This is a genomic window from Citrobacter sp. Cb004 (assembly GCF_030337065.1).
Taxonomy (GTDB): Bacteria; Pseudomonadota; Gammaproteobacteria; order Enterobacterales; family Enterobacteriaceae; genus Citrobacter; species Citrobacter braakii.
Window position 1 is genome coordinate 37,684 of the sequence record NZ_JAOWCH010000066.1, and the last position, 12,974, is coordinate 50,657.

Below are 12,974 nucleotides of genomic sequence, written 5' to 3' on the forward strand. Positions count from 1 at the left end.
CTCATGGGATATGTTGGTTTATTTATCACGCTGGATTATGTAGTCCGCTAGCGCTTCCAGTGCCGAGGTATCGAGTGACTGTGCGGCCAGCAAACTTAGCGACTGGCGGGCATCCTCAATTAAATCCCGGGCTTTATTCTGGGCTTGCTCAAGACCCAGAAGTGCAGGATAGGTACTTTTGCCAAGCTGCTGGTCAGCACCCTGACGTTTACCCAATGTTGCAGTATCGCCTACCACATCCAGGATGTCATCCTGAACCTGGAAGGCCAGACCGATGCTTTCTGCGTACTTGTCGAGTATTGCCAGGCATTCTCGACCTTTATCGCCAGCGCTTAACGCACCCAGACGCACGGCGGCGCGAATCAATGCCCCGGTTTTATGGCGGTGAATACGCTCCAGCGCATCCAATTCTACCTGATGGCCTTCAGCGTCCAGATCCAACGCCTGACCGCCGCACATACCGGCGATACCGCTGGCCTGGGCCAGTTCAGAGATCATCGCGATGCGGTCACGGTCAGAAACTTCCGGCATCGGGGCGTCGCTGATAATGGAGAACGCCAGCGTCTGTAGCGCATCTCCAGCCAGGATCGCATTAGCCTCGCCAAATTTTACGTGGCAGGTCGGCAGACCGCGGCGCAGGTCATCGTCGTCCATCGCGGGTAAGTCATCGTGCATCAGCGAATAGGCATGGATACACTCGACGGCGGCAGCGGGAGCATCAAGCGTACTCAGGCTGACGCCAAACATCTGACCGGTCGCATACACCAGAAACGGGCGCAGACGTTTACCGCCTAATAATGCGCCATATTGCATGGTTTCGACCACGGGAGTGTTCTGAAAGGGCAATGGCGCGATAAAACGGCTCAGTGCCTGGTTGGCCTGCTCAACGCAAGCCTGTAGCTGCTGCGTAAAATCCATTTACTCATTATCCGGTGTGAAAGGCGTAAGGGCGGCGTCTTCAGTATCTGACAGCAGGATTTGTACGCGCTGTTCAGCCTGCTGCAACTTGACCTGTCCCTGACGTGCTAACTGTACGCCACGTTCAAATTCGTTCAGCGCTTCTTCCAGCGGCAGGTCGCCGCTTTCCAGACGGGTAACAATCTGTTCCAGGTCGCTCAGCGCTGTTTCAAAACTGGCTGGCGCTTCATTTTTCTTCGGCATAATGAATGTCTGACTCTCTGTATTGGCAGCACAAGGCTATGGTAACGGACTCGCACTGATAAGCAAATAACGCACAATGGTAAGGCGATGTGCACAGGATGACCATGATGGTGGTATACTTGCGCGCCTGGATGCAGCCGCAGGGTATGGGCTGCTGTATTTTTTTCCATTACAAGTCATTCAGACTTGCCAAAGAACCATTGCCGCCATGAAGTTTATCATTAAATTGTTCCCAGAAATCACCATCAAAAGCCAATCTGTGCGTTTGCGCTTTATAAAAATTCTGACAGGGAACATTCGTAACGTTTTAAAGCACTATGATGAAGACCTTGCCGTTGTCCGCCACTGGGATCACGTTGAGGTTCGCGCTAAAGATGAAAGCCAGCGCCTGGATATTCGCGACGCGCTGACCCGTATTCCGGGGATCCACCATATTCTCGAAGTTGAAGACGTGCCGTTTACCGATATGCACGATATTTTCGAGAAAGCGCTGGTGCAGTATCGCGATCAACTGGAAGGCAAAACCTTCTGCGTACGCGTTAAGCGTCGCGGTAAGCATGAGTTTAGCTCTATTGAGGTGGAACGCTATGTTGGCGGTGGACTGAACCAGCATATTGAATCCGCGCGCGTGAAGCTGACGAAGCCGGACGTGACGGTTAATCTTGAAATCGAAAACGACCGTCTGCTGCTGGTTAAAGGCCGCTATGAAGGTATTGGCGGTTTCCCGATCGGGACGCAGGAAGATGTACTGTCGCTGATTTCCGGTGGTTTCGACTCCGGCGTGTCCAGCTATATGCTGATGCGTCGCGGCTGCCGCGTGCACTACTGCTTCTTTAATCTCGGCGGCGCAGCGCATGAAATCGGCGTTCGCCAGGTGGCGCATTATCTGTGGAACCGCTTTGGTAGCTCGCATCGCGTGCGTTTTGTCGCGATCAACTTTGAGCCGGTGGTTGGCGAGATCCTGGAGAAAGTCGACGACGGTCAGATGGGCGTGGTCCTTAAACGTATGATGGTTCGTGCAGCGTCGAAAGTCGCTGAGCGCTACGGCGTACAGGCGCTGGTAACCGGTGAAGCGCTGGGCCAGGTGTCCAGCCAGACGCTGACCAACCTGCGCCTGATCGATAACGTTTCTGACACTCTGATCCTGCGCCCGCTTATCTCCCATGATAAGGAGCACATCATTAATCTGGCGCGTGAAATTGGTACTGAGGACTTTGCCCGTACCATGCCGGAATACTGCGGTGTGATTTCAAAAAGCCCGACGGTGAAAGCGATTAAAGCGAAGATTGAGGCCGAAGAAGAAAACTTCGATTTCTCTATCCTCGATAAAGTGGTTGAAGAAGCGAACAATATCGATATTCGTGATATCGCCCAGCAGACGCAGCAGACCGTGGTGGAAGTGGAAACCGTGAGCGGCTTCGGCCCGAACGATGTGATTCTGGATATCCGCTCTGTGGATGAACAGGATGACAAACCGCTGAAGGTTGACGGTGTGGACGTCGTTTCTCTGCCGTTCTACAAATTGAGCACCAAATTCGGCGATCTGGACCAGAGTAAAACCTGGCTGCTGTGGTGTGAACGCGGAGTGATGAGCCGTCTGCAGGCGCTGTATCTGCGCGAGCAGGGCTTTGAAAACGTGAAGGTATATCGCCCATAGTGACTTTTGCCTGAGGGTGCTGCGCTTATCAGGCCTGCAAGCGGTATGTTTTGTAGGCCTGATAAATTGTTTACGCTGCCATCCGGTAATATAACAAAATTATTCAAAACGGACGGGGAGCTTTTTCCCGTTCGACTCCCAGACACCCTGATAGACGCCGTCTTTTAACTCCAGCGTTATCTTCTCTTCCGATTGTTCAGCGGCAGACGTCTTAAGTACATAATGTTGATTGTCGGCTGTGTCGCATTTACCGTTTAATTCAATCGGTGCGCCAAATTTCTGGTAAAAGTAAGCCCCTTCAAAAAAATCACCGTATTTGCAGTCGACCTTCAACACAATACGCATGCTTTTTCCCAACGTGCCGTACATGACCTTGCCGTCAATGCCGGGCGCTGGCGAAACCGGTGTAGATCTCTTTGCGGTAGTCAGATACTGGCCGTAAGGCGTGAGCTGATTATGCAGTTCAACGGTCGGGATTTTCGTGGTGAAATCGCCCAGTTCGTCACCCGCGCGATTGGCGTGGTTGCTACAACGTCCGTTCAGGAAAGCCAGATGGTCTTTTTGCAGGGAGAATTTGTCGATGTAGTACAGACCGTCGGTGTAGGTTGCACACGATGCGTAGAATTCGGCAAAGCCAGAATTTCCACCGTCTTCTTTTATTTGCTCTGGCTTTTGTGATTTCTGTGCGACAACAAAGGTATCAATTTGGCTGCGGATATCTTTTCTGATGCGGGTGTTTAATTCGGTCATCGTGGAGCGGGAAAAGAGGTCGTTAAGGGTAATTGTCGCGCCGTTGGCTAAATCGAAGCTGATCGGTACATTGTACGACTCGCAATACGCCCCGCAGCCTTCGACAAACATGTTGAGGGTCAACACTTTGGCGTCGCGATACTCAACCGTGTAGTCAAGGTTTGCGGTGGGATTCATCTCTGATTTCGCAAACTGATTCACGGTCGCTCGTGGATTATTTCCCGGTAGCTGATTGATAAAGCTTGTGAAAATATAATCGTTAATACGTTTTGCAACCTGTGGGTTATCCGTTGAGGTAAACCACGGCACGCGATATTGCATCTCAGTGCTTGCGGGATAGCGATACTCAAGGCTCTCAATTTCAAGTTGAGTCGCACTGGCGTAGCCGGGAAGGAGCAGTAAAGCCACTCCGCTCAGATATCCTTTCATCATAATTCCTTGAATGCGAGTGGCCTGAAGATTACTCGTAGTAGTTATAAATTCCTGCAGCCATCACCAGTTGTGATGCCACTTCGTAAGCTTTTTCGCGACTCACCAGGAGATCAATGATTTTTAAACCGAAATCGATTGAGGTTCCCGGTCCCTGGCTGGTTAACAGATTGACGCGCGGATCCCATACGACGCGCTTATCCTGCCACTGGTCAGTGGGAATATTGTCTTTCAGCGCCGGAAAACCGGTCATGTTACCGATGGGGAAAATATCGTGTGGGACGAGGACTGTGGCGGCAGCGGCGCAAATTGCCGCGACAATGCGCCCGGAGCGATGAAACTGTTTCACGGTTTCGACAAGCAGAGGGCTGTCGCGAAAACACTCGGCGCCTTTAATACCGCCGGGCAGCACGATAATGTCGAAATCCCCGTCAGCAACTTCCACTAATGGTGCATCCGCCAGTAGTTTTACGCCGCGTGAGCACACGATCGTCAGGCCGCCATCGCTGGCAACGCTTGCGGTCGTGACCTTAATTCCGCCGCGAACCAGCAGATCGATAGTGGTGACCGCTTCGGTCTCTTCACTACCAGGGGCGAGACATACCAGTGCTTGAGCGCTCATACTCACTTTCCTTTCTCTTAACCATTTCAAACAGGCGGGCATTTTCCGGGACGGCGATGCCGTGCGCGCGGGCGCGTTTTAACAAATAACCGGTAATGTAGTCGATCTCAGTATGGCGCAGGGCATGTATGTCTTGCAGCATTGATGAGATATTTTCCGCCGTACTGTCAATCACTTGCTCAACATAATAGCGTAAATCATCTGCTGATGTGTGGTGGCCTTCGCGTTCAATGACCGCCGCCACCTCCTCGCAGATGAGCGCTATTTTTTCAGGATGATGGCGTAACTCTCCATTTGAGCAATCCCATAATGCGGTCAGCGGGTTAATGACGCAGTTGACGGCCAGCTTACGCCACAACTCAGCGCGAATATTGTTGTGCCAGGCGACGTCCGGCAGCACCTCTTGCAGGACTTCAGCCAGATAACTGAAATCACCGTCTTGTTCACGCGCCGGACCAATCCTTGTTGTTCCCTGAGCGACATGAATGATCACGTTGCCGTCACGGCGTGCCGCGTGGGTTGTGGTGCCCATCAATAGAGGTTGCTTAATGTTATGCAACTCTTCAATCGTCCCCATACCGTTGTGAATCAGCAGAATGGGAGTGGTGTCAGGCAGAATGGCGGCCAGGCCTTTGACCGCATCAGAAACCTGCCAGGCTTTCAGAGTGACAAGCAACAGGTCGCTTTTCGCCAAAAAATCGGGGTCGTTTGCCGTCAGGGATTCATTGAATACTGACCCATCCGTGTCGATCAGGTTAACGCTGCAATAGGGTTGCGGTACGCGTAGCCACCCCTGAACCTCATGTCCATGTTTGCACAGCGTGGTTAGCCAAAGCTGTCCTAACGCTCCACATCCCAGTACGGTAATTTTCATTCTTCCTCCTCACCTGCAACATCACCAGGTGTTAATCCATATCGGCCGTACCCCATTATTGTTCGCAGGTATCAGTACCACGTACAATTAAAGGATACAGCCTAGTATAGCGCTGTCTGTTGTGTAACTTTGCAGGTATTATGCTTCGCATCAAAAATGAAGGGAGAGGAAAAGATGCCATCTTTCGATATTGTTTCTGAAGTTGATCTTCAGGAAGCCCGTAACGCGGTAGATAACGCCAGCCGCGAAGTGGAGTCACGCTTTGATTTTCGTGGCGTTGAAGCGACTTTTGAGCTGAACGAGTCGAATAAGACGATTAAGGTGCTAAGCGAGTCTGATTTCCAGGTCAATCAGTTGCTGGATATTTTACGTGCCAAGCTGCTGAAACGTGGTATTGAAGGCACTTCGTTGGACGTACCAGAAACCTTCGTGCACAGCGGTAAAACCTGGTTTGTTGAAGCTAAGCTGAAACAGGGCATTGAAAGCGCGGTGCAAAAGAAAATCGTTAAGCTGATCAAAGACAGCAAACTGAAGGTGCAGGCGCAGATTCAGGGCGAAGAAATCCGCGTGACCGGCAAGGCGCGTGACGATCTGCAATCCGTTATGGCGCTGGTTCGCGGCGGCGATCTCGGCCAGCCGTTCCAGTTTAAGAACTTCCGCGATTAAGTCGTAATGCCTGATGGCGCTACGCTTATCCGGCCTACAGGTTGCACACGCTATTTGTAGGCTGGATCAAACGATAGTCGCCATCTGGCACTCTTCACGCCTGGCTGATGGCCTGCTCAACCTCAAATCGATTCGTCACTTTGCTGTCGATTTTCACGTAAGCCGAATGCTCTTTCGCTACAATTAACACTTCGCTTATCCCTTCTTTAGCCAGCAGACGCTGCTTAAGGGTGTCATCTGCGGCAATCTCAGGTGGGATTTCCACTCGCAGGCTGCTGACATACGGCGGCTCTTTCATTGTGCTTGCCACCAACAACCAAACTGCCGCCAGAAGCGCGCCGGCCAGGAATACCGCCTGACCATCAAACATTTCGACCACCCAACCGCCGAGCGAACCGCCAATCGCCACGCCAAGAAACTGGCTGGTGGAGTAAACGCCCATCGCCGTGCCTTTATAGCCAGCCGGAGACTCTTTGCTGATAAGCGAGGGGAGGAGGGCCTCCATCAGGTTGAAGGCGAGGAAGAATATCTGAACGCCTGCAATCAGCCCCCAAAAACGCACGTTAGCGCTCCACAATACAATCTCTGCGATAAGGATCAGTAACACGCAGGCGAGGAATACGCGCTTCATCCGCCGCTTCACTTCTGCGTAAATGATGAACGGCACCACGGAAACAAAGGACAGCAGCATCGTCACCAGATAAATTTTCCAGTGCTCTGCGGCGGGGAAACCGGCTTTCGCCAGTTGGCCCGGTAAGGCGACGAAAGTGGACATCAACAAAATGTGCAGACACATGATGCCAAAGTTGAGCTTGAGCAGTTTGGGCTCCGCCAGCACTTTGCTGAAGCTGCCTTTTACCATGCCAGATTCGCGGTTCAGCACGTGGCTGGTGCTATTGGGAACGACCCAAATGGTTAGCACGATGCCGGTGGTTGCAAGAGCTGCAATCATCCAGAACAGCGCGTGTAGTCCCAGCGCATGGGTAACGATCGGTCCTAGCACCATCGCAATGGCGAAGGTGATACCAAAGCTGACGCCGATAAACGCCATCGCTTTGGTACGGTTTTGCTCACGGGTTAAGTCGGAAAGCAGCGCCATCACGGCGGCGGCAATCGCGCCAGAGCCTTGCAAAGCGCGACCGAGAATAATGCCCCAGATTGAATCGGAGAGGGCGGCAATCACGCTGCCGAGAACGAACACCGCCAGCCCGCCGACGATAAGCGGCTTACGACCGATGCGGTCAGAAAGCAGACCAAAGGGGATCTGGAAAACGGCTTGCGCCAGACCATAAATGCCAATGGCAAGGCCAATCAGCGCTTCACTGGCACCCTGTAGCGCCATACCGTACGTGGTCAGAACCGGCAGAACCATAAACATGCCAAGCATGCGCAACGAGAATACGGTCCCTAAACCCCAGGTGGCGCGCAACTCACCGGGCGTCATTTTGTAATCGTTCATTCCCACCTCTGTATTAATTTCGCGCCTAGTGTAAAGCGGGGAAGGAGTGCGGTAAACCTCTACGATATGTGGAATTGTGTAGTGGGAAAATTGAAATAATTACAACTGCAACTAATTTACTTGCGATAATTACAGGTGTAGTCTTTTTGTGGTTATTTCTAATGGAAAGAGGGAAAAGGAAAATGGCGATTCCGGGCAATATGTGGATTTATGACGATGGTGGTGCGCTGATTAAGGGCGGGTGTGATGTAAAAGGAAGAGAATACAGTATTGAATTTAAAGGCTTTCATCACAATTTGTCTATTCCCACTGATAACGGTACAGGCAAGCCAACAGGCACACGCCAACATTCACCGATGATGATCGTCAAAGAGTTTGACTACTCCAGCCCGTATTTATACAAAGCTGTCGCTTCTGGTCAGAATCTTAAGTCTGCAGAGATTCGTTGGTACAAAATCAATGATGCCGGTCAGGAAGTTGAATACTTCAATATGTTTCTGGAAGGGGTGCGGATTGTCTCCGTTTCTCCCTCGATGGCTGGTCCAGAGGACATGAATAATAACCATCTTGAAACCATAGAATTACGCTACGAAAAAATCACCTGGAAGCATTGCGACGGGAACATTATCTATACCGACGCATGGAATGACCGGCAGACGGCATAATGGGGGATTGAATGGACACAACTGAAGAGGCGAATGGAACCTATTGGTATCATGGTCACGCTAACGTAACGTCGGGTGAACTGTTTGATTTGATATTCATTGAGCAGTTGGCAGATTCATTAGGTATCACCACGGAAGCTGTTATGCTGGTTTTGATCGGTCAACCATTTATTCCTGTCAAAGGAAAACTATCAGCAGCCACGAACACTCCAGGCACTAGTATTGCATCAATTCTATGTAGAAAACTTCTGAAAGGGGCTCGGTTCCCGTTTGGTTTAAGACTACACGCTCCTATGGGGAAGTTTTCCAAATTGAAGATGGTTCCAACAAATCAAATAGCAACTTACATAGGCCGTTGGGTTCCTTTTGTCGGGCATGCTCAGTTAATCGTGCTTTTGTTCGCGGTGACAAAACATACCCGCGATAAATACAACCTCATCGCACGACCCAAAGATCGCATACAGTGGACATCTTTCTGATGAGAAATTATGAAGCTGAAGTTATTGAGTACATCATGAAGAATTACCCAATCAGGGAACGTTGGTTTAGGCCTGGTCTTAAGCAGGTCACGAAAGAATGGACCCTGGAGGATGATTTTCAGTTTATTCCGGAAGATGCATATGATTTTTTAGCTGATTTATTTGAGCATTTTGATATTGAATATTCGAACTTTGATGGAAGGAATTATATTGAACAAGAATACCCTTTCTGGAAAAAAGATCCTCCTGAAATTGAATTAAAGCCTTTGACAGTAGAGATGATTATAGAGTCAGCAAAGGCGGGGAAATGGCTTTATGACTGAATAACATCCCTGCCAATAAAAAAGGGTGCCGGAGGCACCCTTTTCGTATCAGCAGATCGTTACCAGACGTAAGTCAGCAGGTTCTGCGAGTTTGGCACCATAAAGTCAACGGACATCATCACGGAAAGCGCGGTAATGGCGATGATGGAGAAACCGAACAGCTTGCGCGCCCAGACCCTGTCATCTTCCACTTTATAACCGCGCAGCGCCATGCCCAACCACCAGACGCTCACCGCCGCAGCAACAATCAGGTATTTATAACCAGCATAGCCGCCCAGGGTGAGCATCAGCGTGGCGATAGCAAACGCCACGATGTACAGCGTGATATGGTTCTTCGCGACCGAAATACCTTTCACCACCGGCAGTACCGGGATGTTGGCTGCCTGATAATCCTTAAAGCGGAAAATCGCAATCGCGTAAGAGTGCGGCATCTGCCACAGGCTGAAAATAGCCAGCAGAATCAGCGCGCCGCTATCGAACTCACCGGTTACGGCGCAGTAGCCAATCACCGGCGGCGCAGCGCCGGAGAGTGAGCCAATCAGCGTGCCATAAACGGAATGGCGCTTCATGTACAGGCTATAGACGCCCACATAGACCACGAAGCCCATTACCCCCAACCAGCAGGCCAGAGGGTTCGCGCCAAACCACAGCAGCATAAAGCCAGCAATACCCAGCAGGGTGGCGTATACCAGCGAGACCGCAGGGGAAATCAGACCTTTAACCAGCACGCGGTTTTTGGTCCTCTCCATCTTCCTGTCGATATCCCTGTCGATGTAGTTGTTAAATACACAACCCGACGCCACAACCAGTGACACCCCAACCAACGTGTAGATAAACAGGGGATAATCAATGCTGCCTTTCGAGGCCAGCAGGAATCCCCCAATCACCGAGATCAGGTTGCCAAAGATGATGCCTGGTTTTGTTACTTGCAGGTATTGCTTAAACATCATAATCGCCGCTCTTAGTGCATCATCATGTTGTAGTTAAGGTTCCACATAATCCAGATGGAGCCCACAACCAGGATGGCGATGATTAGCACAGTAAAGACAAAGGCTGTCATGTTCCAACCTTCATCAGATTTGCTATTCATGTGCAGGAAGCACACCAGGTGCACCAGAATCTGTACCACTGCCATTGCCAGAATAGTTCCCAGAATGACGGCAGGAGAGGCAGAACCTGTCATGACCATCCAGAACGGAATAACCGTCAGGATTATCGACAGGATAAAACCTGTCATGTAGGTTTTTACGCTGCCATGGGATGCGCCGCCGCTCTCGTTAGAATGACTCATTACATCGCCCCCATCAGATAAACAACAGTGAACACACAGATCCACACCACATCCAGGAAGTGCCAGAACAGGCTCAGGCACATGATGCGGGTACGGTTAGTACTGGTCAGGCCGCGACGAGCAACTTGCACCATCAGCACCGCCATCCAGATAAGACCGGAGGTGACGTGCAGACCGTGCGTGCCGACCAGCGCGAAGAACGCAGACAGGAAGCCGCTGCGATCCGGCCCCATACCGTTAACAATCAGGTGATGGAATTCATAGAGTTCCATCCCGATGAATCCGGCACCGAACAAGAAGGTCAACGCCAGCCAGGAGATAACCTGGCTCTTGTTGTTCTTGTACATGGCGATCGCCGCCATGCCGTAAGTAATAGAGCTGAATAACAGCAGGAATGTTTCAACCAGAACGAACGGCAGTTCAAAAATGTCCTTACCTGTTGGGCCACCTGCGGTGCCGTTCACCAGAACGGCATAGGTTGCAAACAAAATAGAGAACAGAATGCAGTCGCTCATCAGGTAGACCCAGAATCCGAAGATCTTGGTCTGGCCTGCATCGTGGTGCCCGTGTTCGTGCGCGTGGGCAGTCGCGTGCGTTAAAGTATCAGTTGCCATTTTTCAGCCCTGCCTTAGTAATCTCATCGAAATGCTGGTTTTCCAGTTTTTCGACTTCCGGGACCGGCACGTAGTAATCCACGTCTTCATCAAAGCTTTTCACAATCCAGCTGATGATCATGCCTGCGAAGCTTGCAATCGCCAGCCACCAGATATGCCAGATCATGGCGAAACCAAACAGTGTTGCGAAGGCGGTAATGACGATACCGGCACCGCTGTTTTTCGGCATATGAATTTCTTCATAGTGCGCAGGCTGCTTGTACGCTTCACCTTTTTCTTTCATTTCCCAGAAGGCATCACGCTCGTGAACGTGCGGCACAACGGCAAAGTTGTAGAACGGAGGCGGGGAAGAGGTTGCCCACTCCAGCGTACGACCACCCCATGGGTCACCGGTCAGGTCGCGGTTCTGCTCGCGGTCGCGAATAGAAACGAAGATCTGAATCAGCTGGCACAGGATACCCAATGCAATCAGCGCGGCACCGCAGGCGGCAACGACCAGCATCGGATGGAACTGCGGGTCAATCTGCTGGCTGAGGCGACGGGTCATCCCCATAAAGCCCAGCACATACAGCGGCATAAACGCCACGAAGAAGCCGATGATCCAGAACCAGAATGCGCGTTTACCCCAGGTTTCGTTCAGCGTGAAGCCAAACGCTTTTGGCCACCAGTAGGTCATACCTGCGAAGCATCCAAATACTACGCCGCCGATGATAACGTTATGGAAGTGCGCAATCAGGAACAGACTGTTGTGCAGCACGAAGTCCGCACCCGGAACCGCCAGCAGTACGCCGGTCATGCCGCCGACTGAGAAGGTTACGATAAAGCCAATCGTCCACAGCATCGCTGAGTGGAATACGATACGACCCTGGTACATGGTGAACAGCCAGTTGAAGATCTTCACCCCGGTCGGGATGGCGATAATCATGGTGGTAATACCGAAGAAGGCGTTTACGTTAGCGCCTGCACCCATGGTGAAGAAGTGGTGCAGCCAAACAACGAACGACAGAACGGTGATACACACGGTTGCCCACACCAGTGAGGTGTAACCAAACAGACGTTTACGTGAGAAGGTTGCAGCGATTTCGGAGAACACACCGAAGACCGGCAGAACCAGAATGTACACTTCCGGATGGCCCCAGGCCCAAATCAGGTTGATGTACATCATCATGTTGCCGCCCATATCGTTGGTAAAGAAATGGGTGCCCAGATAGCGATCCAGGGTCAGCAACGCGACGGTAACCGTCAGGATTGGGAAAGACGCGATAATCAGGATGTTCGCACACAGCGATGCCCAGCTAAATACCGGCATCTTGAACATGGTCATTCCTGGCGCACGCATCTTAATGATGGTCACAAAGAAGTTGATCCCGGTTAGGGTTGTACCAATACCGGACAACTGGACTGCCCATATCCAATAATCGACCCCGACGCTTGGACTGTACTCTATTCCCGAGAGTGGCGGGTACGCCAGCCAACCGGTCTGTGCGAATTCACCCACGCCCAGAGACAGGTTAACCAGGATTACGCCGACAACGGTGAACCAGAAGCTCAGGTTGTTCAGGAACGGGAATGCAACGTCACGTGCGCCGATCTGCAGCGGAACCACCAGGTTCATCAGACCGATAACAAATGGCATTGCCACGAAGAAGATCATAATCACGCCGTGAGCCGTGAAGATCTGGTCGTAGTGGTGAGGTGGCAGGAAGCCCGCTTCACCTGCAGAAGCCAGCGCTTGCTGACTACGCATCATGATGGCGTCGGCAAAGCCACGAATCAACATGACGATTGCGACAATGACATACATGATGCCAAGGCGTTTGTGGTCAACCGAAGTTAGCCACTCTTTCCACAGGTAGGTCCACTTACCGAAGTAAGTGATTAGGCCCAGTAAGGCCGCACCACCGATGATAATGGCAGCGATCGTAACCATGACAATTGGTTCATGGAACGGCACTGCATCCAGCGTCAATTTTCCGAACATCGT

15 protein-coding genes are annotated in these 12,974 nt (G+C 51.4%); 5 read left to right on the forward strand and 10 right to left on the reverse strand.

The genetic code is table 11. The features are described 5' to 3' along the window. Positions 1 to 18: 18 nt before the first annotated feature. Positions 19 to 918, reverse strand: coding sequence for a (2E,6E)-farnesyl diphosphate synthase (gene ispA, locus OGV65_RS17450; RefSeq protein ID WP_016152039.1), 900 nt, complete (start codon positions 916 to 918; stop codon positions 19 to 21). Then, positions 919 to 1,161 (reverse strand): exodeoxyribonuclease VII small subunit, encoded by a 243-nt coding sequence (xseB, locus tag OGV65_RS17455; RefSeq protein ID WP_016152040.1) that lies wholly within the window; start codon positions 1,159 to 1,161, stop codon positions 919 to 921. It lies immediately after the preceding gene. A 208-nt stretch (positions 1,162 to 1,369) separates the two neighbouring features. On the opposite strand from xseB, the gene thiI reads away from it, so the two are divergent. Further along, positions 1,370 to 2,818 (forward strand): tRNA uracil 4-sulfurtransferase ThiI, encoded by a 1,449-nt coding sequence (thiI, locus tag OGV65_RS17460; protein ID WP_005125147.1) that lies wholly within the window; start codon positions 1,370 to 1,372, stop codon positions 2,816 to 2,818. Positions 2,819 to 2,917: 99 nt separating this feature from the next. Here the strand turns inward: thiI and OGV65_RS17465 are convergent, their stop codons facing one another. The 3 genes from OGV65_RS17465 to panE are packed head-to-tail and all read right to left on the reverse strand — an operon-like array spanning position 2,918 to position 5,493. Next, positions 2,918 to 3,997 (reverse strand): hypothetical protein, encoded by a 1,080-nt coding sequence (locus OGV65_RS17465; protein WP_353655142.1) that lies wholly within the window; start codon positions 3,995 to 3,997, stop codon positions 2,918 to 2,920. Positions 3,998 to 4,028: 31 nt separating this feature from the next. Next, positions 4,029 to 4,619, reverse strand: a complete 591-nt coding sequence (gene yajL / locus OGV65_RS17470; RefSeq protein ID WP_016152043.1) for a protein deglycase YajL — start codon at positions 4,617 to 4,619, stop codon at positions 4,029 to 4,031. Continuing rightward, complete coding sequence (panE, locus tag OGV65_RS17475; RefSeq protein ID WP_016155860.1) at positions 4,582 to 5,493, reverse strand: 2-dehydropantoate 2-reductase; 912 nt, start codon at positions 5,491 to 5,493, stop codon at positions 4,582 to 4,584. Before panE ends, yajL begins: the two co-directional genes overlap by 38 nt. A gap of 174 nt (positions 5,494 to 5,667) precedes the next feature. Here panE and OGV65_RS17480 point away from each other — a divergent pair, with 174 nt between their 5' ends. Beyond that, a complete protein-coding gene (locus OGV65_RS17480) occupies positions 5,668 to 6,159 on the forward strand; it encodes a YajQ family cyclic di-GMP-binding protein (protein ID WP_003831002.1) in 492 nt (163 codons plus the stop codon). A 94-nt stretch (positions 6,160 to 6,253) separates the two neighbouring features. Here OGV65_RS17480 and OGV65_RS17485 read toward each other — a convergent pair whose 3' ends face one another. Further along, positions 6,254 to 7,618, reverse strand: coding sequence for an MFS transporter (locus OGV65_RS17485; RefSeq protein ID WP_016152045.1), 1,365 nt, complete (start codon positions 7,616 to 7,618; stop codon positions 6,254 to 6,256). Positions 7,619 to 7,800: 182 nt separating this feature from the next. Here OGV65_RS17485 and OGV65_RS17490 point away from each other — a divergent pair, with 182 nt between their 5' ends. From OGV65_RS17490 to OGV65_RS17500, 3 genes are read left to right on the forward strand one after another with little or no spacing between them, the layout of a single operon-like run. Continuing rightward, the gene (locus OGV65_RS17490) at positions 7,801 to 8,283 is read left to right on the forward strand and encodes an Hcp family type VI secretion system effector (RefSeq protein WP_016155861.1); all 483 of its coding nucleotides are present in this window, start codon (positions 7,801 to 7,803) and stop codon (positions 8,281 to 8,283) included. Positions 8,284 to 8,294: 11 nt separating this feature from the next. Beyond that, positions 8,295 to 8,762 (forward strand): STM2901 family protein, encoded by a 468-nt coding sequence (locus tag OGV65_RS17495; RefSeq protein ID WP_016152047.1) that lies wholly within the window; start codon positions 8,295 to 8,297, stop codon positions 8,760 to 8,762. Continuing rightward, positions 8,762 to 9,085, forward strand: coding sequence for a DUF1493 family protein (locus tag OGV65_RS17500; RefSeq protein ID WP_016152048.1), 324 nt, complete (start codon positions 8,762 to 8,764; stop codon positions 9,083 to 9,085). Before OGV65_RS17495 ends, OGV65_RS17500 begins: the two co-directional genes overlap by 1 nt. Positions 9,086 to 9,144: 59 nt before the next feature. Here the strand turns inward: OGV65_RS17500 and cyoE are convergent, their stop codons facing one another. Genes cyoE through cyoB form a run of 4 tightly spaced genes read right to left on the reverse strand, consistent with a single transcriptional unit; the run spans position 9,145 to position 12,971 of the window. Beyond that, positions 9,145 to 10,035 carry a heme o synthase gene (cyoE, locus tag OGV65_RS17505; RefSeq protein ID WP_003831005.1) on the reverse strand — a complete coding sequence of 297 codons (891 nt, stop codon included), beginning with the start codon at positions 10,033 to 10,035 and terminating at the stop codon, positions 9,145 to 9,147. Between the two features lie 11 nt (positions 10,036 to 10,046). Next, entirely contained in the window at positions 10,047 to 10,376 is a 330-nt protein-coding gene (locus tag OGV65_RS17510; RefSeq protein WP_003831006.1) for a cytochrome o ubiquinol oxidase subunit IV, read from the reverse strand. Further along, positions 10,376 to 10,990 (reverse strand): cytochrome o ubiquinol oxidase subunit III, encoded by a 615-nt coding sequence (locus OGV65_RS17515; protein WP_003831007.1) that lies wholly within the window; start codon positions 10,988 to 10,990, stop codon positions 10,376 to 10,378. Before OGV65_RS17515 ends, OGV65_RS17510 begins: the two co-directional genes overlap by 1 nt. Further along, positions 10,980 to 12,971 carry a cytochrome o ubiquinol oxidase subunit I gene (cyoB, locus tag OGV65_RS17520; protein WP_003831008.1) on the reverse strand — a complete coding sequence of 664 codons (1,992 nt, stop codon included), beginning with the start codon at positions 12,969 to 12,971 and terminating at the stop codon, positions 10,980 to 10,982. The genes OGV65_RS17515 and cyoB overlap by 11 nt, the downstream gene beginning before the upstream one ends. Positions 12,972 to 12,974 lie beyond the last annotated feature (3 nt).

Coding starts and splice junctions, on each gene's coding strand:
- ispA (WP_016152039.1), bottom strand. CDS start 918: ATGGATTTTACGCAGCAGCTACAGGCTTGCGTTGAGCAGGCCAACCAG.
- xseB (WP_016152040.1), bottom strand. CDS start 1,161: ATGCCGAAGAAAAATGAAGCGCCAGCCAGTTTTGAAACAGCGCTGAGC.
- thiI (WP_005125147.1), top strand. CDS start 1,370: ATGAAGTTTATCATTAAATTGTTCCCAGAAATCACCATCAAAAGCCAA.
- OGV65_RS17465 (WP_353655142.1), bottom strand. CDS start 3,997: ATGAAAGGATATCTGAGCGGAGTGGCTTTACTGCTCCTTCCCGGCTAC.
- yajL (WP_016152043.1), bottom strand. CDS start 4,619: ATGAGCGCTCAAGCACTGGTATGTCTCGCCCCTGGTAGTGAAGAGACC.
- panE (WP_016155860.1), bottom strand. CDS start 5,493: ATGAAAATTACCGTACTGGGATGTGGAGCGTTAGGACAGCTTTGGCTA.
- OGV65_RS17480 (WP_003831002.1), top strand. CDS start 5,668: ATGCCATCTTTCGATATTGTTTCTGAAGTTGATCTTCAGGAAGCCCGT.
- OGV65_RS17485 (WP_016152045.1), bottom strand. CDS start 7,618: ATGAACGATTACAAAATGACGCCCGGTGAGTTGCGCGCCACCTGGGGT.
- OGV65_RS17490 (WP_016155861.1), top strand. CDS start 7,801: ATGGCGATTCCGGGCAATATGTGGATTTATGACGATGGTGGTGCGCTG.
- OGV65_RS17495 (WP_016152047.1), top strand. CDS start 8,295: ATGGACACAACTGAAGAGGCGAATGGAACCTATTGGTATCATGGTCAC.
- OGV65_RS17500 (WP_016152048.1), top strand. CDS start 8,762: ATGAGAAATTATGAAGCTGAAGTTATTGAGTACATCATGAAGAATTAC.
- cyoE (WP_003831005.1), bottom strand. CDS start 10,035: ATGATGTTTAAGCAATACCTGCAAGTAACAAAACCAGGCATCATCTTT.
- OGV65_RS17510 (WP_003831006.1), bottom strand. CDS start 10,376: ATGAGTCATTCTAACGAGAGCGGCGGCGCATCCCATGGCAGCGTAAAA.
- OGV65_RS17515 (WP_003831007.1), bottom strand. CDS start 10,990: ATGGCAACTGATACTTTAACGCACGCGACTGCCCACGCGCACGAACAC.
- cyoB (WP_003831008.1), bottom strand. CDS start 12,971: ATGTTCGGAAAATTGACGCTGGATGCAGTGCCGTTCCATGAACCAATT.